Annotated in this window: 23 protein-coding genes and 1 tRNA gene; 7 read left to right on the top strand and 17 right to left on the bottom strand. The window is 63.0% G+C overall.

Going from position 1 to position 21,794, the window contains the following annotated elements; genetic code table 11:
* Positions 1-98 precede the first annotated feature (98 nt).
* Positions 99-620: a Hint domain-containing protein gene (locus ACEWPM_RS15560; protein WP_393962961.1), complete on the bottom strand. Its 522-nt coding sequence runs from the start codon at positions 618-620 to the stop codon at positions 99-101.
* 177 nt (positions 621-797) lie between these two features.
* Here ACEWPM_RS15560 and ACEWPM_RS15555 point away from each other — a divergent pair.
* Positions 798-881 (top strand) — tRNA-Leu (locus ACEWPM_RS15555).
* 55 nt (positions 882-936) lie between these two features.
* Here ACEWPM_RS15555 and arsB read toward each other — a convergent pair.
* The 3 genes from arsB to ACEWPM_RS15540 all read right to left on the bottom strand — a co-directional run bounded on the left by arsB (position 937) and on the right by ACEWPM_RS15540 (position 3,635).
* Positions 937-2,004 (bottom strand): ACR3 family arsenite efflux transporter, encoded by a 1,068-nt coding sequence (gene arsB, locus ACEWPM_RS15550; RefSeq protein WP_393962960.1) that lies wholly within the window; start codon positions 2,002-2,004, stop codon positions 937-939.
* Positions 2,005-2,058: 54 nt separating this feature from the next.
* A complete protein-coding gene (locus ACEWPM_RS15545; RefSeq protein WP_393962959.1) occupies positions 2,059-2,391 on the bottom strand; it encodes an ArsR/SmtB family transcription factor in 333 nt (110 codons plus the stop codon).
* 110 nt (positions 2,392-2,501) lie between these two features.
* The gene (locus ACEWPM_RS15540; RefSeq protein ID WP_393962958.1) at positions 2,502-3,635 is read right to left on the bottom strand and encodes a polysaccharide biosynthesis/export family protein; all 1,134 of its coding nucleotides are present in this window, start codon (positions 3,633-3,635) and stop codon (positions 2,502-2,504) included.
* A 238-nt stretch (positions 3,636-3,873) separates the two neighbouring features.
* Here ACEWPM_RS15540 and ACEWPM_RS15535 point away from each other — a divergent pair, with 238 nt between their 5' ends.
* On the top strand, positions 3,874-4,851 hold the full coding sequence (locus ACEWPM_RS15535) for an NAD(P)H-dependent glycerol-3-phosphate dehydrogenase (protein ID WP_393962957.1): 978 nt from the start codon (positions 3,874-3,876) through the stop codon (positions 4,849-4,851).
* 4 nt (positions 4,852-4,855) lie between these two features.
* Here ACEWPM_RS15535 and ACEWPM_RS15530 read toward each other — a convergent pair whose 3' ends face one another.
* From ACEWPM_RS15530 to ACEWPM_RS15480, 11 genes are all read right to left on the bottom strand, one after another.
* Positions 4,856-5,461, bottom strand: a complete 606-nt coding sequence (locus ACEWPM_RS15530; protein WP_393962956.1) for a sugar transferase — start codon at positions 5,459-5,461, stop codon at positions 4,856-4,858.
* Positions 5,458-6,303, bottom strand: coding sequence for an NAD-dependent epimerase/dehydratase family protein (locus ACEWPM_RS15525; protein WP_393962955.1), 846 nt, complete (start codon positions 6,301-6,303; stop codon positions 5,458-5,460). The genes ACEWPM_RS15530 and ACEWPM_RS15525 overlap by 4 nt, the downstream gene beginning before the upstream one ends.
* 63 nt (positions 6,304-6,366) lie before the next feature.
* Positions 6,367-6,951, bottom strand: coding sequence for a tetratricopeptide repeat-containing protein (locus ACEWPM_RS15520; protein WP_393962954.1), 585 nt, complete (start codon positions 6,949-6,951; stop codon positions 6,367-6,369).
* Positions 6,929-7,636: an ABC transporter ATP-binding protein gene (locus ACEWPM_RS15515; protein ID WP_393962953.1), complete on the bottom strand. Its 708-nt coding sequence runs from the start codon at positions 7,634-7,636 to the stop codon at positions 6,929-6,931. Before ACEWPM_RS15515 ends, ACEWPM_RS15520 begins: the two co-directional genes overlap by 23 nt.
* Positions 7,626-8,393 carry an ABC transporter ATP-binding protein gene (locus ACEWPM_RS15510; protein WP_393962952.1) on the bottom strand — a complete coding sequence of 256 codons (768 nt, stop codon included), beginning with the start codon at positions 8,391-8,393 and terminating at the stop codon, positions 7,626-7,628. Before ACEWPM_RS15510 ends, ACEWPM_RS15515 begins: the two co-directional genes overlap by 11 nt.
* Positions 8,390-9,343, bottom strand: a complete 954-nt coding sequence (locus ACEWPM_RS15505) for a branched-chain amino acid ABC transporter permease (RefSeq protein WP_393962951.1) — start codon at positions 9,341-9,343, stop codon at positions 8,390-8,392. Before ACEWPM_RS15505 ends, ACEWPM_RS15510 begins: the two co-directional genes overlap by 4 nt.
* A complete protein-coding gene (locus ACEWPM_RS15500; protein WP_393962950.1) occupies positions 9,336-10,211 on the bottom strand; it encodes a branched-chain amino acid ABC transporter permease in 876 nt (291 codons plus the stop codon). The genes ACEWPM_RS15505 and ACEWPM_RS15500 overlap by 8 nt, the downstream gene beginning before the upstream one ends.
* Before the next feature lie 75 nt (positions 10,212-10,286).
* Entirely contained in the window at positions 10,287-11,579 is a 1,293-nt protein-coding gene (locus ACEWPM_RS15495; protein WP_393962949.1) for an ABC transporter substrate-binding protein, read from the bottom strand.
* A gap of 377 nt (positions 11,580-11,956) precedes the next feature.
* Positions 11,957-13,252, bottom strand: coding sequence for an ABC transporter substrate-binding protein (locus ACEWPM_RS15490; protein ID WP_393962948.1), 1,296 nt, complete (start codon positions 13,250-13,252; stop codon positions 11,957-11,959).
* Between the two features lie 123 nt (positions 13,253-13,375).
* Positions 13,376-14,926, bottom strand: coding sequence for an alanine/glycine:cation symporter family protein (locus tag ACEWPM_RS15485; protein WP_393962947.1), 1,551 nt, complete (start codon positions 14,924-14,926; stop codon positions 13,376-13,378).
* 11 nt (positions 14,927-14,937) lie between these two features.
* Positions 14,938-15,375 carry a universal stress protein gene (locus ACEWPM_RS15480; protein ID WP_393962946.1) on the bottom strand — a complete coding sequence of 146 codons (438 nt, stop codon included), beginning with the start codon at positions 15,373-15,375 and terminating at the stop codon, positions 14,938-14,940.
* Between the two features lie 245 nt (positions 15,376-15,620).
* Between ACEWPM_RS15480 and ACEWPM_RS15475 the strand changes: the two genes are divergently transcribed.
* A complete protein-coding gene (locus ACEWPM_RS15475) occupies positions 15,621-16,655 on the top strand; it encodes a succinylglutamate desuccinylase/aspartoacylase family protein (RefSeq protein ID WP_393962945.1) in 1,035 nt (344 codons plus the stop codon).
* Here ACEWPM_RS15475 and ACEWPM_RS15470 read toward each other — a convergent pair.
* Positions 16,652-17,314: a hypothetical protein gene (locus ACEWPM_RS15470; protein ID WP_393962944.1), complete on the bottom strand. Its 663-nt coding sequence runs from the start codon at positions 17,312-17,314 to the stop codon at positions 16,652-16,654. The genes ACEWPM_RS15475 and ACEWPM_RS15470 overlap by 4 nt on opposite strands.
* Before the next feature lie 367 nt (positions 17,315-17,681).
* Here ACEWPM_RS15470 and ACEWPM_RS15465 point away from each other — a divergent pair, with 367 nt between their 5' ends.
* The 3 genes from ACEWPM_RS15465 to dctP are packed head-to-tail and all read left to right on the top strand — an operon-like array spanning position 17,682 to position 20,621.
* Positions 17,682-18,191, top strand: a complete 510-nt coding sequence (locus tag ACEWPM_RS15465) for a TRAP transporter small permease subunit (RefSeq protein WP_393962943.1) — start codon at positions 17,682-17,684, stop codon at positions 18,189-18,191.
* Positions 18,191-19,516, top strand: a complete 1,326-nt coding sequence (locus ACEWPM_RS15460; protein WP_393962942.1) for a TRAP transporter large permease — start codon at positions 18,191-18,193, stop codon at positions 19,514-19,516. The genes ACEWPM_RS15465 and ACEWPM_RS15460 overlap by 1 nt, the downstream gene beginning before the upstream one ends.
* Positions 19,517-19,541: 25 nt before the next feature.
* Positions 19,542-20,621, top strand: coding sequence for a TRAP transporter substrate-binding protein DctP (gene dctP, locus ACEWPM_RS15455; protein ID WP_393962941.1), 1,080 nt, complete (start codon positions 19,542-19,544; stop codon positions 20,619-20,621).
* Positions 20,622-20,804: 183 nt separating this feature from the next.
* On the opposite strand, the gene rpsU is transcribed toward dctP, so the two are convergent.
* On the bottom strand, positions 20,805-21,011 hold the full coding sequence (gene rpsU / locus ACEWPM_RS15450) for a 30S ribosomal protein S21 (protein WP_007118112.1): 207 nt from the start codon (positions 21,009-21,011) through the stop codon (positions 20,805-20,807).
* A gap of 105 nt (positions 21,012-21,116) precedes the next feature.
* Between rpsU and ACEWPM_RS15445 the strand changes: the two genes are divergently transcribed.
* A complete protein-coding gene (locus ACEWPM_RS15445; RefSeq protein WP_393962940.1) occupies positions 21,117-21,794 on the top strand; it encodes a COQ9 family protein in 678 nt (225 codons plus the stop codon).

Raw genomic sequence — 21,794 nt, 5'->3', positions numbered from 1 at the left:
GGCACCGACCACACTCGGCGCTAAAATCAAAGCCGCCCCTCGGTCGACCAGGATTGGATCGGAACAACCTGTTGAGGTCCCACAGCCAGGCGCGGCCCTCAGGCCGCGTCATGGGTGCCCGCGCGCTGTGCCTGATGCGCGACCGGTTGATGCGCCGGAGAGACCAACTCCAGCCCATCGGCATAGATCACATGGGGCGCTTCGAAGCGCAGCTCGTGAAGGGTCATTGTCGCGACCCCCTCGGAGGTGATGAATTCACCGTCGATTAGCGCGTAGGCCGGCGCCGCGACCTGCCGTAATCCAAATAGCGCCTTGGCGCGCCAATCACGTACCAGCACCTGTTGCCCTTCGGGCAGCACGACATCGCGGTCGGGCCGCGTATCGCCCAGCGATCCGGCCAGGATGCGCACCGCGCGCACTCGCATGATATGTCTGTGCACTGCGAGCAGCACCGCCGCGCCACTGTCGCGCGTGATGATCCTGTCGCCGGGTACCAGATGCTCGACGGGTATTTCGCCGTCAAGTGTCAGAATGATACTGCCGGATAGCACTCCGGCAGGCTCCAAAGGGGCCTCAAGGGTCGTTTGCCCGTGATCGCGCCCGGCCGTTTTCGGCGTCATGGCGTATGTCCGTTTTTTTAATTATCTGCTCGTTATTGAGGACAGATTATCCTAAGATTTGGTAAATGTCGCCTATTTTCATTGCTCCAGCGCGAGGTGTGGCCATTTTCCCCCTCGCATCGCGCCGCGCGCTGCGCTAGACCGGATTGGCGCTGCGCCTTCGGGCCCTGCGCACGTGCGGGTGTGGCGGAACTGGTAGACGCACCAGATTTAGGTTCTGGCGCCTTTGGCGTGGGGGTTCGAGTCCCTTCACCCGCACCACTTCACCTCATTTTTCCAAGGGGAGCGCGGGAATTGGGGGCTTTTCGGGCAGCAGCTACTGCGATGTAGTTCCGGCAGGAAACCAGTGCCTCGTCCGGTTCGCGAAGGCCACCAGCGACAGCATCACCGGCACCTCCACCAGCACGCCGACCACCGTGGCCAGCGCGGCCCCCGAACCGAGGCCGAAAAGGCTGATCGCGACGGCGACGGCCAGCTCGAAGAAATTGGACGTACCTATCAGTGCGCATGGGGCCGCCACGTTGAACGGGATGCCCCATGCCCGCGCTGCGCCATAGGCCAGAAAGAAGATGCCGTAGGATTGGATCAGCAGAGGCACGGCTATCAGGGCGATCACCAGCGGGCGGTTCAGGATCACTTCGCCCTGAAACCCGAAGAGGAGCACGACTGTCACCAGAAGGCCGAGGATCGAGAAGGGTTGCACGCGCGCCTTGAACGCGTCGACGGCAGCATCGCCGCCCCGGGCAACCAGGCGCTGGCGTGTGAGGTACCCCGCCACCAGCGGCAACATGACATAGAGGCCAACGGACAGCAGCAGCGTATCCCAAGGCACGGTGATATCCGTAACGCCCAGCAAAAATGCGACAATCGGCGCAAATGCAAAGACCATGACGACGTCGTTCACGCTGACCTGAACCAGCGTATAGGTGGCATCCCCGCGCGTCAGGTTCGACCAGACAAAGACCATCGCCGTACAGGGCGCCGCACCCAGAAGGATCACGCCGGCCAGATAGGCCTGCGCGTCATCCGGTGGGATCAACCCAGCAAAGACATACTCGAAGAACAGTACGCCGAGCGCGGCCATCGTAAAAGGCTTGATCAGCCAGTTGACAACAAGCGTCACGGCAAGACCCTTGGGCTTGTCCCCGGCCTTTCTCAGCGCAGTGAAATCGACGCCTACCATCATCGGATAGACCATCGCCCAGATCAGAACCGCCACCGGCAGGTTGACCGAAGCTACCTCGAGCGAGGCGAGAAAGCCGAAGACCCCCGGCAGGAGATTGCCCAGCAGAAGCCCCGCGCCGATGGCCATCGCAACCCAGACCGACAGCCAGCGCTCGAAGGGGCCGAGGCCTGCCGCGGCGGGGAGGGATCTGTCTGTCATGATGAAGGCTCGCGTTTTGTTGTGACGTGGTTTTCGGGTCGGCTTGTGGCCGGATCAGCACGGACAGGCCAGGGCGTCGATGGCGGGTTGGCACAGCTCGGGGTGGCCGCCGCAGCAATCCTCCATCAGAAAGCCGAGGAGGCCGCACATCCCCTCCATATCCGCAAAATAGCGGATGCTGCGCCCCTCGCGCTCACTCCGTATCAGGCCGGCGCGGGCCAGAATGGCCAGATTCGTGGACATGGTGTTTTGCCGCACGTCCAGCGCCTCGCTGATCTCTCCCGCTGACATGCCGGGTCTGCCCGACTTGATCATCAGGCGGACCACGTCGAGACGGGTCGAATGGCTGAGCGCGGCGAGCGCGTCGAGGGCATGCATCTTGTCCATATATCGAGAATCATTGATATGTAGATGCAAGTCAAGCCGCCGCAATCATGTTTAACGGAGCAGCTGAGGGGGTCGGGGCGGCATCTGAGCGGGTGCCGCCGACCAATGGATCAGTAATTGTCGATATTGCTGGCAACGCCGAAGGCGGATCCGACCAGGCCAAGGATCGTGCGGATCGAAGTGATCGCGGACTCGGTGGCCAGAACCGTATCCTCGGGCTGGACCAGAAAATTCCGCGCGGCGAAGAGCCCATCGGCGCTGGTCATGTCGAAGGCAAAGATCACCTGCGGTTTTTCGGGGCCACTGCCATCGGCGCGCAGGGCTTTTTGCCCGTAGTCTCGTAGTACCAGAACGCCCTTGGGATTGGCGCGGTTGTCGGACAGGCCGCCGATCAGCGACATCGCCTCGAGCACGGTGACCTCTTCCTGCGGGAAGCGGATCAATTTCTCGGATCCGGTGGCGCCAAGGGCGGTGAAATAGCGCTGATCTTCTTGCACGACCACATTGTCGCCACCGCGCAGCGTGATGTTGTGCGAGGCATCCGCAAACAGCCGCTCGGAGCGGATGCTGTAGGTGGTGCCGCCGCGTTGCAGTTGCACCAGAGGGTTGCGCAACGTGGGCGCGATGCCGCCGCCCTGGGCGATCAGGCTGAGAATCTTGTAGTTGCGATCGGGCATGGGGTAGCTGCCAGGCGTGGCAACACCCGAGACCAGATCGACGGCGTTGTTCGGACCCGGCTTCAGTTCCAGCTGAACCTGTGCCGAGGGCACGATGGAATTGAGGCGGTTCTGCAACTGGCGGCGTGCCTGTGCGGGTGTCTGGCCGTTAACCACGACCTCGTCGAGATAGGGCACAAAAATCGATCCCGAGGGGGAGACTGTTAGGCCGGTCATCTGCACGGATTTGGCATCCGCCTGTGTCAGCAGAGAGTTGTCCTGATTGTCCCAGATCGCCAGATTGAGCGTGTCGCCCGCGCGGATGACGGCGCTTTGCGGGCCTCGGCTGGCAGTGGGCCAGCTGTAATAGGAATTTGTGCCGGTCGCTGGCCAGTGCGCGACAGCTGCGGCATTGACGCGGTTGACTCGCACCACCTGATAGGTCGGGTTGGCGGCCCTCTCTTCCTTGACGATTTCCGAGGTAAGCGCAGCCCCGCGGGGCAGGCCGCAGGCGGGCAATGCCACGAGAGCAAGGCCGAGGGCGGTCCATTTCAGGCCGTTTGCGATTGTCTTGGTCGTTCGGCCCACGTCGCTCGTCCCCCCGGTCGATTCCTCAGCGCCATTGGCAGTGGCGCCACATCATCTACATGCCGCCCGCTGCATGAGACAACCTAAAAACGCCTCGCGCGGGATTGCTATCGGGGTCCGGTGCATCGCAGGCAGGCAGGCGGGCGGTCAATCTCCTGAATTGCCCATGGTCCGGCCCGGCGCGGCGGGCTAGTCTGATGCGAACGATCGATATCCGCATGACGGCAAGCGAGGCGAGATGAAGCAAAAGACGATCATTGTCGGCGGCGGTGCCTGGGGCACGGCGCTCGCCTGCACGTCGCAGCGGGCCGGGCAAGACACGGCGCTGCTTTGCCGCGATCCCGATACGGCGCGCGCCTTGTCGCATGAGGGAAAGAACCCGCGCTACCTGCCCGGCATTACCCTGCCCGAGCGGATTGCGGCGGGCACCGATCCCGTAGTTCTGCAGGATGCGGATATCGTCATCCTCGCCGTACCCGCGCAGCGCCTGCGCGGTGCGATGCCTGAGCTGGCACCGTATCTTGCGCCCGGCGCGGTCCTTGTGAACACGGCCAAGGGGATCGAGATGGCGACCGGCCTGCGCCTTAGCCGGGTCATAGCCGAGACCTGCCCCGATCATGCGCAGGCAGTCCTGTCGGGGCCCAGCTTTGCCACCGATGTGGCGGTGGGCAAGCCGACAGCCGTGACGCTGGCGGCGGGTGGCGAACAGGCGGCACTGGATCTTTGCCGTGCGCTTAGCTCGGACGCGTTCCGGGCCTATGCCAGCGCCGACATCGCTGGCGTCGAGACCGGCGGCGCGCTCAAGAACGTCTATGCCATCGCGGCCGGTGTCGTGATGGGCATGGATTACGGCGAAAGTGCCAAGGCGGCGCTGATCACGCGCGCCTTCGTCGAACTGCGCCGACTTGGCGCCGCGATGGGCGGGCAGCCGCAGACCTATATGGGACTATCGGGCTTTGGCGATCTGATGCTCAGCTGCGCCTCGGCGCAGTCGCGCAATTTCGGCTATGGCATGGCGCTGGGCCGGGGCGAGGATCTGGAAGGACGGCCCTTGGCCGAGGGCGCTGCAACCGTGCAGATTGCCGGGCGCATCGCGTCTGAGGCGGGGATCGATGCGCCGATCCTGCACATGACGCGCCAGTTGCTAGCGGGCGAGGTGACGCCGCAGGACGCGATGCAGGCGTTGCTTGCACGGCCCATCAAGGAAGAGTTCTGACCGGCTATCGCAGCCGCTTGAACACCGTTTTCAGCATGATTTCCCAGTCATAGCAAAAGGATCGGTTGCGCTGATAAATGAGGTCGATCCGCGCCTTTCGCGGCACGCAGCGGGTGGCATAGACGCGGTCCGTTTCCTCTGCGCCGGTGCAACGTGACAGCAGGTATTCCTCATGCTGATGGAAATAAAGCGTGGCGAGGCCGGTGATGCCGGGTCGCGATTTCAGCACCTCGGCATAGATGTCAGGGAATCGCTCGACATAGCTGCGCAGGGGCGGGCGGGGGCCGACAAGGCTGATATCGCCTTTCAGCACGTTCAGGATCTGTGGCAACTCGTCCAGTCGCTTGGCGCGCAGCATCTTGCCTGTGCGTGTCAGCCGCGCCGCCTTGTCCCCTCCCGAGACGCCGCTGTCATGTGGAACCACGGTCATGGTGCGGAACTTGATCAGGCCGAATGACTTGGTTGGCGTTTTCATCCGCTCGGCCACGTAAAAGATCGGTCGTCCGTCGCGGATCAGGATCATCGCCGCCACCCATAGCGTCAGGGGCAAGAGGACGGTGCCCAGCACGATGGCCGAGATGAAGTCGAAAAAGCGTTTGAAGGGCGTCATGGCGCATCCCTCAGTTGCTGCCACTCCGCCACCATATGCGCGGCCGAGGACGCCTCGGGCCCGAACCGGTGCAGCGCGTTCAGCGCGCCGCAATCCAGCGTGATGTTCTGCACCGCCTCGGGCGGCGCGGGCCGCATCCTGTAGGGGATGCCCGCCGCCTTGAGCAGCGCCTGCATCGCGACGGGCCGGGGCGCGCCGATATTGAGCGTCTGCGGCAGGGACGGGCCGAGATGCAGGAGCGTCTCCAACACGCGGGCCAGCGTCGCTGGGCCGATATAGCTGCGCTGCGGGCCTTGCTCATCGGCGAATTTATCCAAGGTCAGCGGGGCCGCATCGCTGGCGCGCGCGGCGTTCAGCATCAGCGCATCCGCGCCGACGACATTGCCGATGCGCAGCGCGGTCACAGGCGGCGCGGCGCCGCGCAGCGCCTCCTCGGCTTCCAGCTTGGCTGCACCGTAAGGGCTGGAGGGGGCCGGGCGGTCCCCCTCGACATAGGGACGGCTGAGTGCCGTGCCATAGACAGCTGAGCTTGAGGCCAGCAACATATGCGCCACACCCATGCGCGCCGCTGCGGCGTGGCAGATGCGCGCGATGGCAGCATTTTGTGCCATGTCCGCGCCGGGCGCGGGGGTGGCACCCGCCAGCACTAGCAACCGGCCAAACGGGCCATGCGCGGCCAGCGCCTCGGCGCCGTCCTCGGCGGCCCACGTAACGTCGCCGCCCCGCCGCGCCTGATGGATCAGTGTCAGCCCGCGTGGCGGCGACGCCTGCCAGTGACGGCGCAGCATCCGGCCCACGCGGCCCGTGCCGCCAATCACCAAGACTTTCAGATCGTCTGCCACATCTGCCTCGCCAAAATCCCGCGCGCATCCTAACCGCTTTGGCGGCAGGTGCCAGAGCCGCGATCAGCGTGGCCCAGCGTCGGGGATCAGCAAGGCCGCAGACAGAACCTTGCGGGTGCCGTCGAAGACGCTGGGCTTTTCGCCGCGCCAGCGGGCAAAGTGGCGGTGCGGTGCGTGGCCATTCCCCAGCCGCGCCAATGTTTCGGCGGTTTCCTCGGCGATGCGGCCAAGGCGCAGGCGCAGGTTGTCCTGATACTGGCCGCGATGCCTGGCCTCCATCCGCAGATGAAAGAGCGAGGACCGGATGCGCGGCTTGATCTCCATCGCCGCGACCGCGTCTGGCGCGCCTTGCCAGATGCGCTGCGCTTCGGCGATCAGCGCGCCTGCATCCTTGCCGCGTGCCTGGCGCAGCAGCGCCCGCGCCGCCAAGGGCGCGGCGCGGCGCAGATCGGCCTTGGAGAACCGCCCCCGTGCCAGCGCATCGGCGGCGAAGAACAGCCGCCCGGCGCGGCCCGTCTGCCCGGCGGCGAAGGCCTCGCATCCCGCCTCCATCAGCCGCTCCCACATCAGGTCGGCGCGGCTCCAGCCGGATTTCCGCGCCAAGGCCCATTCGGGATCGCTGCGCTTAAATGCCCAGGTAAGCGGCACGGACCGTCTCGTTGTCGTGAAGTTCATTCGCGGGCCCTTCCATGGCGCAATTTCCGGTCTCGAGCACGTAGGCATAATCGGCCAGCTCCAGCGCAAGCTCGGCATTCTGCTCGACCAGCACCACCGATAATCCCTGCGCGTTGATTTCCTCGATGATCTGCGCGATCTCCTCGACGATGACGGGGGCCAGGCCCATCGACGGCTCGTCCATCAGCAGAAGGCGCGGCTTGGACATCAGCGCGCGACCGATGGCCAGCATCTGCTGCTCGCCCCCCGACATGGTCTGGGCGCGCTGGCGCCGCCGCTCGCGCAGGCGCTCGAACCGTTTGAAGACGTCTTCGAGGTCATTCTCGACCGCATCCTTGTCCCGGCGCAGGAACGCGCCGGTGCGCAGGTTTTCCTCGACCGTCATCTGCGGGAAAATGCGCCGCCCCTCGGGCACATGCGCCATGCCATGCGCGACCACCTTGGAGGCGGGCAGCCCATCGATGCGCTTGCCCTCGAAGGTGATCTCGCCTTTCGTGATCGGCACCATGCCGGACATGGCGCGCAAGGTGGTTGTCTTGCCCGCGCCGTTGCCGCCGATGATGGTAACGATCTTGCCCTCGGGCACCTTGATGGTGATATCGCGGATTGCGTTGATCTTGCCATAGTTCACGGAGATGCCCGTCATCTCAAGCAACATGGCGCGCACCCCCCAGATAGGCTTCGATCACGGCGGGATGGTTGCGGATCTCCTTCGGATTTCCTTCGGCCAGGAACTTGCCGAAGCTCATGCATGTGATGGTGTCGCACAGGCCCATGATCGCCTGCATGTCATGCTCGACCAGAAGGATGGTCGTGCCGGCCTCGCGAAGGCGGCGCATCAGGTCCATCATCTGGCGCGTCTCCTCGGGGTTCATGCCGGTGAACGGCTCGTCCAGCAGCATGAGGTCCGGGTGGCTGGCATAGGCCACGGCCATGCCTAGAGCGCGCTGGTGCCCGTGGCTCAGATCGCCCGCGCGCTCGGTTTTCAGATGATCGAGGCCGAAGAATTCCAGCGCCTCGCCAGCCCGCGCCGCCGCCCCGCGCCGGTCCTCGGCATCCCAGCCGATAATCGCGGCAAAGATATTGGGGCGGAAGGGCATATGCGTGCCGACCAGAGCATTCTCCATCACGGTCAGCTCCGCAAAGAGCGTCGAATGCTGGAACGTTCGGACCACACCGCGGCGCGCCACCTCGTGCATTTTCAGGTCCGAGATGTCCTCACCGCGCAAGAGAACGCGGCCCGAGGTGGGCGTGTAAAATCCAGAAATCATGTTGAACGTGGTTGTCTTGCCAGCGCCGTTCGGGCCGATCAGGCCGTGGATGCTGCCGTGATGAACGGTGAAGTTCAACGCATCGACCGCGACCAGACCGCCGAAGCGCATCGTCAGATCCTCAACTTTCAGGAAATCGCTCATGACTTGGCCCTCCGGCGGATGAATTTCTGCACGATGCTCTCCAGCCCGTTGGGCAGGAAGAGGATCGAGGCAATCAGGATCGCGCCATAGATCAGCGGGCGCATCTGTTCGAAGCCCATCTCGCGCAGAACCACCTCATTGAGGATGGTCAGCACGATACAGCCCAGGATCGGGCCGTAGAAGGTGCCGGTGCCGCCGACAATGGCCCATGTCAGCACGAAGACCATGTAGTCCAGATCGAAACTGCCCGGATTGATCGTGCCGATGTAATGCGCCAGCAGCGCGCCACCGATGCCTGCAAATCCGCTGGCCACCGCGAAGGCCAGCGTGCGGTAGGCGCGCAGGTTGACGCCCGATGCCTCGGCCAGCTTGTCCTGCCAATGGACGGCATGGAAGGTGAGGCCCACTGGGCTACGCTCGATCCGCCAGAGGATCCAGAGGCAGATGGCCACAATGAACCCGGCGAAGTAGAAATAGCTGACCGGCTCGAAGAAGTCGAAATCATAGATGCCGATCGAGAAGTCCGGCATCGGGTCGATCCCCTTGAGGCCCTTGGCGCCGCCGAAGGGCTCGCGGAAATGCTTCCATAGAAGGCGGATGATCTCGCCAGCGGCAAAGCTGCCGATGAGAAAGTAAAAACCCTTCATGCGGAAGAGCGGAAAGCTGAGAACAACTGCGATCAGTGCCGAGACAAGCCCGCCCAGCAGCATGGCGACGGGCACAAAGACGCCGAATTCCTTGGTCAGAAGGGCGCTGGCATAGGCGCCGACGCCCATGATGACGACATGCGCCAAAGACCATTCACCTGTCAGCGTCAGAAGGCGGTATGAGGTGACCAGCAGGATGTTGATGGTGAGGAACACCAGGATTTCCTGCTGCGAAAAGCTGAGGCCGTGGGGCAGGGCCAACAAGGCGGCGCCGAAGGCGATCCAGATCAGGGCTTTAAGCACGGTCGGCACTCCCGAAGAGGCCGGTCGGCTTTACGATCAGCACCAGCAGCATCAGCGACAGCCCGGTGATGTCGGCAATGACCCCGCCGTAGAAGGTGGTCACGAAAGTGTGGACGAAGGCATAGACGATCGACGCGATGATCGCCCCCTCCAGCGATCCGACGCCACCCACGATGATGACGATGAAGGCGGTCACGATCACCGAATGGCCCATATGCGGGTTGACCGACACCAGAGGCGCGGTCAGTGCGCCCGCGATGCCCGCCAGCCCCGCGCCGATGAACATGGCGATCTTGGCCGTCTGCGCGATGGAAATGCCCTGAAGCTCCGCCGCCTGAGGGTCCTGCGCCGAGGCACGCAGCGCCCAGCCAAACCGGGTGCGCTTGAGGAAGTACCACAGCGCCGACAAAAGCAGCACGGCCGCGATGATCACATAGACCCGCGCGAGCGGGATGCTGATGCCCTCGCCCAGCTGCACGACATGCTGCGTGACGGGCGGGATGAATTCCATCCGCACGCCAAAGCCCATTGTTGCCAGCGCCTGAAGGATCATCAGGAACCCGATCGAGGCCACCAGCCCGCCAAGGGGATTGTCTCGCAAGGGCCTGAACAGCGCCCGCTCCATCAAGAGGCCCAGGCATCCGACAAAAAGAAGCCCGACGACGACCGCCAGAAAGAAGGGCAAATGCATATCGGCATAAACGGCGACAACGACGTAGGCGCCGGCCATGAACAGCTCGCCATGGGCGAAGTTGATGACGCCCATCACGCCGAAGATCAGCACAAGGCCGACGGCCACGAGCGAGATGTAGCTTGCGGCATAGACGGCATTCAGGCCGGTCTGGGCCAAAAGCGAAGGGTCCAGCATGGAGTGCACTCTCAATGAAAGGGGGGTGGGATCGGCGCGGCGCCGTGGATGCCGCCGCGCCGCGCAGACATGCGATCAGCCGCGCTGATCGTACATCTGGTTGTAAGCCTGCATGTGCTTGATCAGCAGATCGCCATGCTGCTCGTACCAGTCCGGGATCGACTTGAACCCCTTGATGACCGCCTTGCCGTCCTCGATCACCACGACCGGCCAGTCTCCGACCAGCGCGTTGTCGATACCGAATAGCTCGGTTCCCCACCAGACCGCGTCGCCGAAGGCATGCTCGCCGGTGCCGCCCTCTTTCATCGCGGTGATGACGGCATCAGGCTCGGCCGAGCCTGCCTTTTCGGCGGCGGCCTTCCAGAGGTCCATGATCGACGCGTATTCCCAGCTGACCGCGCCCCATTCGCCCGGATGACGCTCGGCATAGGTCTGGTAAAACTCGTTTGCGTTCTTGAAATTGATGTTCTCGCCCGAAAGCGCGGGATCGTCGAAATCCGGGAACTGGAAGATGAAGCCTTCCATGAATTCCTTGGATGTCTTGGCGATCATCTGATCGTAGAAATCGGCGGTGGCGCTGATCAGCTTGCCCTCGTAGCCCTGCTGAAACAGCTGCTCGCAGATCGGGTGCACGTAATCCGAATAGCAGGTGTCGAGACAGATGATGTCGGGATTGCTGGACATCAGCCGCGTCACGATCGGCGCAAAATCGGTGGTGGCCGGATCGAAGAGCAGCGGCTCTTCCAACATCTCGATCCCGCGCGCCTCGAAAGCGGCGAGGTAGGTCGCGACCGAGGGCAGACCGAGCGCGTCGTCCTGCGCGCAGATCACGGCGGTCTTGGCATCCGGATAGGTATCGGCCAGATAATCCACCCCGGTCACCAGGTAGATCGGATGCACCTCGGCCGGCGCGACCAGCGTGGTGCTGTCGGGGCTGAGGTCCGAGGGAAGAAGGGTAGAAAACAGCATTCCGGTCTTGTCGGCCACGGGCTGCACGCCGGGCCAGGTGTCGCCGCCCAGCATCATGATAAAGCTGACGCCATCCTCGCGGATCAGCTTGGTCGCGCCGGTGCGCGCTTTCGCGGGGTCATACTCGTTGTCATAGCTGACGAACTCGATGGGGTGTTTCGAGCCTCCCAGATCGACGCCGCCTTCGGCATTCACGCGCTCGGCCCAAATCTGGCAGCCGTCAAGGCCGGGCTTGCCCCATGCGGCGACCGCGCCGGTCAGGGGCGCCAGAAAGCCGATCTTGATCGGCTCGCCCGCAGCCAGTGACATGCTGGGCAGCGCGGAAGCGGCAGCCGTGGCCGCGGTACTTTTCAGAAAGGTGCGGCGCGATAGGCCACGAGCCATAATCTTGGAAATCATCTGGTTTCTCCCATGTTGAGGCCGCTGATTTTACGCGGCACATATCTTGGAGACCGAAAAAGGCGCGCGTTGGCCCGCGTCGCCCGGCACCCCGATACGCGTCGCTCTGGTCGGCGTGCGAGGATGCGGTGCAACGGTCTCGATCAAAGCGTAGCAGCGCGTCTCTTTCACAAGCAAGAAACTTTGTTGCCCTGTGGTGTAATTTTTTGAACCAATTTTGCGCCGCTCATCGCGTTGCGCGATTTTTCAAGGCCTTTATATATTGGAATTCAGGGCGTTGGGTGGATCGCCGGCTTTCATACGTGGTCTGCGCGATTGGACCAATTCATGTAACCGGATCAGCGGCGGCGCACACTCCGGTTCCCCGTCCGGCGCGGTCAAGCCGGATCTTGCGCCTCGGCAAATGCCCAGCCGCCATTGGCCAGCCGCTGTTCCCAGAGCTGGCCCAGATCCGACATTTCGGCGCGCAGCAGGCCGCCATGCCGGCCCAGCCAATCGGGGATCGAGCCGAATTCAGTGATCCGCGCCTTGCCGCCCTGCACGGTGACCACCGGCCAGTCGCCTACCAGCGCGTTCGAAATGCCGAACATCTCCTCGCCCCACCACTCTGCGGGGCCGAAGGCGTGCGTCACCTGTCCCAGCTGTTTCATTGCGGCGAGAACCGAGGCGGGCGCGAGGCTCCCGGCCTTTTCCACTGCGGCTTGCCAGATTTCCAGCGTCGCGACATATTCCCAGCTGACCGCGCTCCAACTGCCGGGAAAGCGGCGGTTGTATTCTTCGAAGAACTTGTCTGGTTGATTGAAGAAAAACGCCTTCTCGCTCAGCATCGGATCGTCGAAATCGGGAAACTGAAAAACCGTCCCTTCCATGAATTCGGCAGAGGTTCGCGCCACCAGTGCCGGATAATTGTCCAGCGTGCAGGACACGATCTGGCCGGTGAACCCGCGCGCATGGGCGTATTCGGTCATCGCATGCACCATCGGCGCATAGCTGGTGGACCAGCAAAGGATATCGGGCGCGCTCTCCAGCATCGCGTCGACAATGGCGGCGGGGTCGGTCTCTTGGGGCGGGTATTGCACCTCTTTGGCCAGTTTGATCCCGGCCGCCTTGAATGCCGCGCGATAGGTTGCCAGCGAGGGCAGCCCGAGCGCGTCGGTCTGGCTGCAGATGGCGGCAGTCCTCAGCTCGGGCCGCGCCCGCGCCAGCCAGTCGACGCCGGTCACCGTATAGATCGGATGCAATTCGCTGGGCGCGATCAGCCAAGGCGTGTCGGGCGTGAGGTCAGACGGCAGCAGCGTGGAGGTCAGCACCTTGGAACGCATCAGGAAATCGCGCACCGGAGTGAAGGTGTCGCCCCCCAGCATCATCAGAAGGGCCACCTCGTGGCGCTGCACCATCTGGCGCGCGCCTTCCATGGAATGGTCGGGATCATAGCCGCAATCGAAGGCGTGGATGCGCACCGGGTGCCGCTGGCCCTCGATCAGAAGGCCGCCCGCCGCGTTCAGCCACTCCTCCCAGATGCGCGCGCCGTTGAGGCCCGGCAGGCCCCAGCTTTCGACAGGGCCGCTTAGGGGGCCGAGAAAGCCGATATTGACCGGCGCGCGGGTGCCTGCGCTGAGGCGCGGCAAGGCGCTGCGCACGGCAAGGCGATGGGCAAAGCTGGATTCCGTCATGCGTGCAAATCTAGCACCGCATCCTCCTGAGCGCGCAAGAAATTTGATCTTGGTTCAAATACTCAAATGAAAACACCCGCGCTACAGCGCGGGTGCTCTCTCTTCTGGGGAAATGGCCCGAAATCAGTGGGCATATTCCTTGATCTCACCCGACTTGAGCCGACCCGCATAGCTGTTCAGCTCGCGCCGGACCAGCTTCATCAGGAAGTAGAGGGCAAAGATGTTCACCACCGCCATCGAGAAGATCGCCGCGTCCGAGAAGTCGATGACGGGGCCAAGGCTGGCCGCTGCACCGATCACGATGAACACGCAGAAGATGATCTTGAAAGTCAGCTCCGACGCCTTGCCTTCGCCAAAGAGGTAGGTCCACGCCTTGAGGCCGTAATAGCTCCAGGAGATCATGGTCGAGAAGGCAAAGAGGACCACCGCGATGGCCAGAACATAGGGGAACCAGCTGATGGCCGATCCGAAGGCCGCCGAGGTCAGCGCGACTCCGCTTGTGTCGCCGACCGTGGCGATGGCCGTGCCCGCCTCGTTCAGCACGAAACGGCCCGTTGCCTCATCCATGATCAACTGGCCCGAGATGGTGATGACCAGCGCCGTCATGGTGCAGATGACCACCGTATCGATCAGCGGCTCCAGCAGCGACACAAAGCCTTCGGTTATCGGCTCCTTTGTGCGCACCGCCGCGTGTGCGATCGCCGCAGAACCGACGCCTGCCTCGTTCGAGAAGGCCGCCCGCTTGAAGCCCTGGATCAGCGCGCCGACAAGACCGCCTGCAACTCCAAGGCCGGTGAACGCTCCGGCAAAGATCTGTCCGAAGGCCGCGCCGATCTGATCGTAATTGGCAAGGATGATGACCAGCGCCGCGCCGACATAGAGAACGCCCATGAACGGAACGACCTTTTCGGTGACCTGCGCGATGGATTTGATCCCGCCTACGATCACGGCAAAGACGACGCCCGCAAAGACCACTCCGGTGATCCAGCCGGGATAATCCCCCACGATGCCCACGATCTGCGCATGGGCCTGGTTGGCCTGGAACATGTTGCCCCCGCCCAGTGCACCCAGGATGCAGAAGATCGAGAACATGATGGCGAGGAATCCGCCGCCGGGTAGGCCCAACTCGGCAAAACCCTTCTTCATGTAGTACATCGGGCCGCCCGACACGGTGCCGTCAGGGTATTCATTGCGGTACTTCACGGCGAGCGTGCATTCGGTGAATTTCGACGCCATGCCCAGAAGGCCGGCGAGGATCATCCAGAAGGTCGCGCCGGGCCCGCCGATGCCGACGGCCACTGCGACGCCCGCGATGTTGCCAAGGCCCACCGTGCCAGACAGCGCCGTGGTCAACGCCTGAAAGTGACTGACCTCGCCCGCGTCATTGGGATCGGAATAATCGCCTTTGACCAGCTTGATCGCATGGCCGAAGAAGCGAAACTGAACGAAGCCGAAATAGAGGGTAAAGATCGACGCGCCGATGACCAGCCACATCACGATCCAGGGGAAGGTGGTGCCGGGGAAGGGGGCAAAGATCAGGTTGACGAAGGGGCCGGTAAAGTTTGCGAAAGCCTCGTTGACACGGGCGTCCAGAGTCACGGCCTCCTGCGCCATGGCGCCCGCCGGTGCGGCGATGGCCGCAGTGGCGATAAGGGCTTGTTGGATGAGTTTCATGATCTGCCCCTTCAGCTGACAACGGTGACGGGCACGGGAGAGCTCATCACGAGGTTTGAGGTGGAGCTGCCGAAGAACCGCTTGGCAAAGCCGCCTTCAGAGGTGCGTGCGACGATGATCTGCTCGGCGCCGGTATCGTTGGAAATGGCCACCAGTGCATCGGACACGTCGCCGTGCTTTACCAACCCTTGCGCCTTCAGGCCCGCGTCATGCAGCTGTTTGACCGCCGGATTGACCACACGCTCCATCGCGGTCTTGATCTCGTCCTCGCGGCGCTTGTGGCGCTGCTCGTTTTCCTCGGCTGTCTGGAACGAGAAGGGGGACCATTCGACGATATAGGCCACCACCAATTCGCAATCCCCGATCAGTTCGGCGAGGCGGCGCGCATGTGCCAGCGCCCTCTCGCCCGAGGCGTGGCCATCCAGGCCCACCACCAGTTTCGTTGTCATTGTCCCGTCTCCTCCTGTTTTTGTGCCTGCCACAATCACCGCACCATTGCATCGGCGCAGTCACCAGCGCGGTTTTGCGCGTCAAAAGCGGAGGCTGCGACGAAACGTAGCAGATATTTTACGAAGACGACTGTTTTTTGTGACGGCGCGGTTGGGCGGCTCTTGAAAACGGCAGGCATCATGCAAGTGGACAGGGGCTGGCAAACCGCCTATCGCCGTGCCGAACCCAGCCAGGAGGCGCGCATATGCCAGACACCCAGCCTTTCGAGATCGCGGGCCACAGCATCGCGCCCGGCACCCGGCGCACCGTCGACATTCCCGTCAGCACCTTGTCGGATCATACGCCGGTCAACCTGTCGGCGCATGTGGTGCATGGGCGCAAACCCGGGCCTGTCATGTTTGTCTCCGCAGCGATCCACGGGGATGAGGTGATCGGCGTCGAGATCGTGCGCCGCCTCCTGCGCGCCGCGCCGCTCCGGGGGCTGGCGGGCACTTTGCTGGCGGTGCCGATTGTCAACACCTACGGGTTCCTGAACAATGCCCGATATCTGCCGGACCGGCGTGATCTGAACCGCTGCTTTCCAGGAGGCGCGACAGGCTCGATGGCGTCGCGACTGGCCGATATATTCATGCGCGAGATCGTGCTGCGCGCCGATGTCGGGATCGATCTGCACTCGGCGGCGGTCCACCGCTCCAACCTGCCGCAGATCCGCCTGACACCGGGCAATGACCGGCTGGCCGCGCTGGGCCGGGCCTTTGGCGCGCCCGTCATGCTGAACTCCAAGCTGCGCGAAGGATCGCTGCGCATGGCCGCCGAGGAGGCGGGGGTCGACGTGCTGCTCTACGAGGGTGGCGAGGGGCTGCGTTTTGACGAACTGGCATCACGCTCGGGTCTCGCGGGGATCCTGCGGGTGATGCAATCGCTGGGAATGGTGGCGCAAAAGGGCGTACCCAAGCCGCGCGCGGTCACTGTCATGTGCAGCGCCTCGCGCTGGTTTCGCGCGCCTGCGGGCGGCCTCTTTCGCGGCTATCGGGCCACCGGCGATGCGGTCGAGGCGGGCACCGTGCTGGGCGCGGTCACCGACCCCTTCGGCGAGGCCGAGGCCGAGGTGATCTGCGACGAGGCGGGCATCGTCATCGGGCGCAGCAACATGCCCGTGGTCTATGAGGGCGAGGCGCTGTTTCATGTCGCCAGTACGCCGCGCGGCGAGTTCGCCTCGGACGGCGTCGCGGCGCAGATGGACGCGGCACCGCTCTTCGATGAGGACGAGATCCTTTAGCGCGTCGCGTCCCGGTTCTGCGGCAGCAGGAAGATCGACACGATGACGAGGCTGAAGATCAACTCGTAGACCTCCCACTTGCGGCCTACATCCAGCACCGCAATGATGATGCTGGCAATGAGCGCGATGGCCGCATGCTTGAGCCACGGCACCGGTACGGCAAACCTGTCGGCAAGCGCGGCGATGCGTCCACCCTTGGGATAGATCAGCGGCAGGCCCACAAGGTAAAGCAGGATGCAGATCGACAGCACGGGGCCGAAAAGCGATTTGGTCAGATGCACGTCGCCCACCATCAGGTTGTGCAGGTTCGTCTCGTTCTGCTTGTTGTTCTCAAGGAAGAACTCGCTGGATTCCCAGCCGATGAGGCGCTGCCCCCAAGAGATTTCCTCGCCCGCCGCCACAAAGAACATCAGCCCGTAAATGGCCGTCATCACGGCCGCGCCGCGCCGGCCCTGCCGCCACAGCGACGTGGCATGGGTCGCCATGACGATGCTGGCGATCAGCAGGAAGAGGGCCGTGCCGTATTCGACCAGCCCATCCTCCTTGGCGAAGGTCAGCGTGAAATAGTCTGGCGCTGCGAAGGCGAGTATGACTGTCGCCACCAATGTGGCGACGATGAGGACCATCAGTCCGGTGTCGATTTTGCGAAGAAGGGTCATGGCGCGCGCCTTTCGGGTCAGCCGGGGGTCGCGGCGCAGCAGCGCCACAAATCTGCATCCGCAGATAGGCCAGCAGGCCGGACGCATCAAGACAAAACGGCAGGCGCGCTGCGGCGCGCGCCTGTCCGCCAAGGCGCGCTGCGCGCCGCCTAACTGCCTATTTTTGCAGCAAACAGGCCCTTGCGCCCGTCATCGGCAGGATGCCGCTACGTTACCTGCCCGGAAGGCCGCGCAGAAGCCTTGCAATCGTTCCGCGAAAGCCTGAGGGTATCGACGCTGCAGCAGACGCGTGGCCGGAGGAGGGCACGCGGAGTTGCCCTTTTGTGCCGCGATGCTGCAGGCAGGAGGACATAAACATGGACCAGACATGCACAGTATTATTCGCGTCATCGACGCACTGAACGAGGTGGTCGGGCGTATTGTCTCTGTTGTTGCGATCATTTTTGCCGGGATCATCATTTACGACGTCGTCATGCGCTACGCTTTCAATGATCCGACCCGCTGGGCCTTTGACGTGTCCAAGCAGCTCTACGGATTCTACTTCGTGATGCTCGGCGGCTATGCGCTGCGCCACAAGGCGCATGTGCGCGTCGATATCGTGACCGAGAATTTCAGTCGCGGCTGGCAGCGTATCATCGATGTGCTGGGCTATCTCATCTTCTTCTTCCCCTTCACCTATGTGTTCACCACGCGCTCGTGGGATTTCGCGATGAAGTCGTGGAATCAGGGCGAGACGACCTATGGCGCCATACAGATGCCGGTCTATCCGCTGAAAATGGCGATGGTCGTGGCGGCTGCATTGCTGCTGATCCAAGGCATCGCGGAGGTGCTGAAACTCATCCTCGACGTCGACACCACCTCCGAAGAGGCGATTTGATGAATCCTGAACTGATTGCACTTCTCATGTTCGGCCTGCTGCTGGCGGGTCTGTTCATGGGGCACCCTCTGGCCTTCGTTTTGGGCGGCACGGCCGTTCTGACGGCCGTCATTACCGGCAAGACGATGGTGCTGGGCATCGTCATCAACCGCGTCTTTGGCGATGTTCTGGACAATTATACGCTGATCGCAATCCCGCTTTTCGTCTTGATGGCCAGGTTCTTATCGGATTCAGGCGTGACCGACCGCATGTTCGAAGCGCTGCGCCTTCTGCTCAGCAACGTGCGCGGGGGGCTTGCGCTGGCGGTCGTTTTCATCTCGATCCTGTTGGCGGCCACGACGGGCATCATCGGCGCGTCGATTACGGTGATGGGCGTGATGGCCCTGCGCCCCATGCTGCAATACGGCTATGCCCCCACGCTGACCACGGGCGTTATCGCCGCCTCAGGCTGCCTTGGTATCCTTATCCCGCCGTCGATCATGCTGATCCTCATGGCCAGCTATTCGCCGCTGACGGTGGGCGATCTTTTTGCCGGCTCGATGATCCCCGGTGTTCTGCTGGGCCTCAGCTACGCGGTCTATGTCTATATCATCTCGGTCCTGCGCCCCGATCTGGCCCCGTCCGTGCAACCGGACGAGAAGATCAGCCGCCCCGCCCTCATTCGCATGCTGCTGGTCGAGGCGTTGCCGCCTCTCGTGCTGATCTTCGGCATCCTCGGCTCGCTTCTGGCCGGCATCGCCACGGCGACCGAGGCATCGGCCATCGGCGCGGGTCTGGCCCTGCTGATCGTTATCATCCGCAAGCGCTTTCACTGGCGCACCTTCTATAGCGCCATGCTGGAGACGGGCCGCACCTCGGCCATGATCCTCTTCATCGTCGTGGGTGCCACCGCCTTCACGGGCGTGTTCAACATCACCGGCGGCCTGCGCGCCACGCAGGAGATCATCCGCAGCCTCGACATGGAGCCATGGATGCTGATCGCGATGATGATGTTCATCGTCTTCATCCTCGGCGCGTTCCTTGACTGGACCGGCATCGTGCTGCTGTCCTTCCCCATCTTCCTGCCCATTGTGCAGGAGATGGAGGGCGTCAGCCTGCTGTGGTTCGTCGTGCTGATGGCCGTGGTGCTGCAGACCTCGTTCCTGACGCCACCCTTTGGGTACGCGCTCTTCTACTTACGCGCCATCGCGCCAAAAGAGGTGCGCACGGGCCATATCATCCGCGGTGTTCTGCCCTTCATCGGGCTGATCGTCGCGATGTGCGTCTTGGTCGCTGCCTTCCCGCCACTGGTGGAATGGCTGCCAAGCGCTCTTTACGGAAACTGATGCTAAACTACAGGGAGAATCAAGCATGACTAAACTGACAATTCTGGCCGCTGCGGCCAGCGCCGCATTCGCGGGGCAGGCCATGGCCCAAGAAAGCTGGACCATGACCACCACATGGCCCTCGTCGCTGGAACTGATCGAGACGGACAAGCATTTCGTCGATCTGGCGAACAAGCTGACCAAGGGCGAGCTGACCATCGAATTCTTCGAGGGCGGATCGCTGGTGCCTTCAGGCGAAGTGTTTGGCGCCGTCGAATCGGGCGTTGTGCAGGCGGGTGCCGATTGGCCGGGCTACTGGGCAGGCCGTGACGCCGCGTTCTCGGCGCTGGCAACCACGCCGTCGCTGTTCAACGCAGTCGACTACGCCAACTGGATCCAGGAATGGGGCGGCGCCGAACTCTATGACGAGATCTACGGCCAGTTCGGCATGGTCTACCTGCCCTACGGCATCACCAACAACGAATCCGGCTTCCGCACGAACGAGCCGATCACCTCGCTCGAAGACCTGCAGGGCAAGCGCCTGCGCCTTTCCGGCCTCGAGCAGGGCAAGCTGCTCGAGCGTCTGGGCGGCAATCAGGTCTCCATGGCGGGCGGCGAGATCTATCAGTCGCTCGAGCGCGGCGTGATCGACGGCGCCGAATTCTCCACCCCCAACGTGGACTGGTCGGGCGGTTTCCAGCAGGTCACCAAATACTGGGCAACCCCCGGCTGGCACCAGTCGGCCTCGGTCTTTGGTGTCATGATCAACAAGGCAAGCTGGGACGCGCTGAGCGAAGAAACCCGCGAGAAGCTTCAGATCGCGGCGGATGCCACGATGATGTGGTCGCTGGCCTTCACCGAAAAGCGCGCCACCGAAGCCTATGCCAAGTTCGACGAGGCGGTCGAGATCAACCGCTATGACGATGAGACGCTGGCGAAGGTGCAGGAAATGGCAAACGAGGTCATCATCGAGGTCGCCTGCGAGAACCCCAACTCGGCCAAGGTTTATGCGTCGATGATGGACTATCTCAACGACTACGCCCAGTGGCGCGATGCGTCCGCGCCGTTCAATCTGGGCCGCACACCGAACGGCCCGGACGTGCAGGCGATCAAGGACTGCATGTAAGGCTTTAGAGTCTTGAAGTGAGAGATGGTAAGGCCTCCGTGATAAGCGGGGGCCTTTTTCATGATGGGCCAGACACGGTGCCAGCGTGCCCGTCGCGCCTCAAAACAAAAAAACCCCCGCAGCATCCGCTCCGGGGGTTCTTCAATTCTCATCCGTGTCGGTCGAAACCGGCGCAGGAGTGACTTACATCATCCCTTCGCGCTGGGCTTTCTTCCGGGCCAGTTTACGGGCACGGCGGATAGCCTCGGCCTTTTCGCGCGCTTTTTTCTCGGAGGGCTTCTCGAAATGTTGCTTGAGCTTCATTTCCCGAAACACGCCTTCGCGCTGCAGTTTCTTCTTCAGGGCACGAAGCGCCTGATCGACATTGTTGTCGCGAACACTAACCTGCATGTGGTGTCACCACCTTCCTAGTTAAAGTTGCAAGATTTTGCAGGAAGCGCGTCTATAGCAACTTCCGCCCTATATGTCTAGGGTGAAGCCAAGCAGGAGAACGCCATGCAGAACGCAGATATCAAAGCCAGAATGCTGGAGGCCGCCGCCGCGCATGTGCCTTTCGACGGGTGGAGCAAATCCGCCTTCGACGCCGCCGCCCGCGATGCCGGGATCGAGCCTGCGGTCGCCCGTGCCGCCCTGCCGCGCGGCGCCGTGGATCTTGCGCTGGCCTATCACGAAGCGGGCGATGCCGCGATGCTGGAGCGGCTGGAGGCCGAGGATCTGAGCGAGATGCGGTTTACTGACCGCATCAAATCCGCCGTGCGCTGGCGTATCGAGGCGGGCGACCGCGAGATGGTGCGCCGTGGCAGCACTCTTTTTGCGCTGCCGCAACATGCCGCCGACGGGGCACGTGCCATCTGGGGCACGGCGGACAAGATCTGGACGGCGCTGGGCGATACGTCTGACGATGTGAACTGGTACACCAAACGCGCGACGCTCGCAGGCGTCTATGGTTCGACCGTGCTGTATTGGCTGGGCGATGACAGTCTGGACAATGCCGCGACATGGGAGTTTCTGGACCGGCGCATCGACGACGTCATGCAGATCGAAAAACTGAAGGCAAAAGCCAAGGACAACAAGCTGGCCAGCGCCCTCATGGCCGGCCCGCTCAAGGTGCTGAGCCATGTGCGCGCGCCGAAAGGGCAGGCGGACATGCCCGGCCGCTGGACCAAAGACTAA

Source organism: Roseovarius maritimus, assembly GCF_043355895.2.
Lineage (GTDB): Bacteria > Pseudomonadota > Alphaproteobacteria > Rhodobacterales > Rhodobacteraceae > Roseovarius > Roseovarius maritimus.
Note: the sequence above shows the minus strand (reverse complement) of the source record. Positions and strands in the feature narration are given on the sequence as shown.

Excerpts from the sequence above, each read along its gene's own strand:
- ACEWPM_RS15560 (WP_393962961.1), bottom strand. The coding sequence starts at position 620 with ATGACGCCGAAAACGGCCGGGCGCGATCACGGGCAAACGACCCTTGAG.
- arsB (WP_393962960.1), bottom strand. The coding sequence starts at position 2,004 with ATGACAGACAGATCCCTCCCCGCCGCGGCAGGCCTCGGCCCCTTCGAG.
- ACEWPM_RS15545 (WP_393962959.1), bottom strand. The coding sequence starts at position 2,391 with ATGGACAAGATGCATGCCCTCGACGCGCTCGCCGCGCTCAGCCATTCG.
- ACEWPM_RS15535 (WP_393962957.1), top strand. The coding sequence starts at position 3,874 with ATGAAGCAAAAGACGATCATTGTCGGCGGCGGTGCCTGGGGCACGGCG.
- ACEWPM_RS15530 (WP_393962956.1), bottom strand. The coding sequence starts at position 5,461 with ATGACGCCCTTCAAACGCTTTTTCGACTTCATCTCGGCCATCGTGCTG.
- ACEWPM_RS15515 (WP_393962953.1), bottom strand. The coding sequence starts at position 7,636 with ATGTTGCTTGAGATGACGGGCATCTCCGTGAACTATGGCAAGATCAAC.
- ACEWPM_RS15510 (WP_393962952.1), bottom strand. The coding sequence starts at position 8,393 with ATGAGCGATTTCCTGAAAGTTGAGGATCTGACGATGCGCTTCGGCGGT.
- ACEWPM_RS15500 (WP_393962950.1), bottom strand. The coding sequence starts at position 10,211 with ATGCTGGACCCTTCGCTTTTGGCCCAGACCGGCCTGAATGCCGTCTAT.
- ACEWPM_RS15495 (WP_393962949.1), bottom strand. The coding sequence starts at position 11,579 with ATGATTTCCAAGATTATGGCTCGTGGCCTATCGCGCCGCACCTTTCTG.
- ACEWPM_RS15490 (WP_393962948.1), bottom strand. The coding sequence starts at position 13,252 with ATGACGGAATCCAGCTTTGCCCATCGCCTTGCCGTGCGCAGCGCCTTG.
- ACEWPM_RS15485 (WP_393962947.1), bottom strand. The coding sequence starts at position 14,926 with ATGAAACTCATCCAACAAGCCCTTATCGCCACTGCGGCCATCGCCGCA.
- ACEWPM_RS15480 (WP_393962946.1), bottom strand. The coding sequence starts at position 15,375 with ATGACAACGAAACTGGTGGTGGGCCTGGATGGCCACGCCTCGGGCGAG.
- ACEWPM_RS15475 (WP_393962945.1), top strand. The coding sequence starts at position 15,621 with ATGCCAGACACCCAGCCTTTCGAGATCGCGGGCCACAGCATCGCGCCC.
- ACEWPM_RS15470 (WP_393962944.1), bottom strand. The coding sequence starts at position 17,314 with ATGACCCTTCTTCGCAAAATCGACACCGGACTGATGGTCCTCATCGTC.
- ACEWPM_RS15465 (WP_393962943.1), top strand. The coding sequence starts at position 17,682 with ATGCACAGTATTATTCGCGTCATCGACGCACTGAACGAGGTGGTCGGG.
- ACEWPM_RS15460 (WP_393962942.1), top strand. The coding sequence starts at position 18,191 with ATGAATCCTGAACTGATTGCACTTCTCATGTTCGGCCTGCTGCTGGCG.
- dctP (WP_393962941.1), top strand. The coding sequence starts at position 19,542 with ATGACTAAACTGACAATTCTGGCCGCTGCGGCCAGCGCCGCATTCGCG.
- rpsU (WP_007118112.1), bottom strand. The coding sequence starts at position 21,011 with ATGCAGGTTAGTGTTCGCGACAACAATGTCGATCAGGCGCTTCGTGCC.
- ACEWPM_RS15445 (WP_393962940.1), top strand. The coding sequence starts at position 21,117 with ATGCAGAACGCAGATATCAAAGCCAGAATGCTGGAGGCCGCCGCCGCG.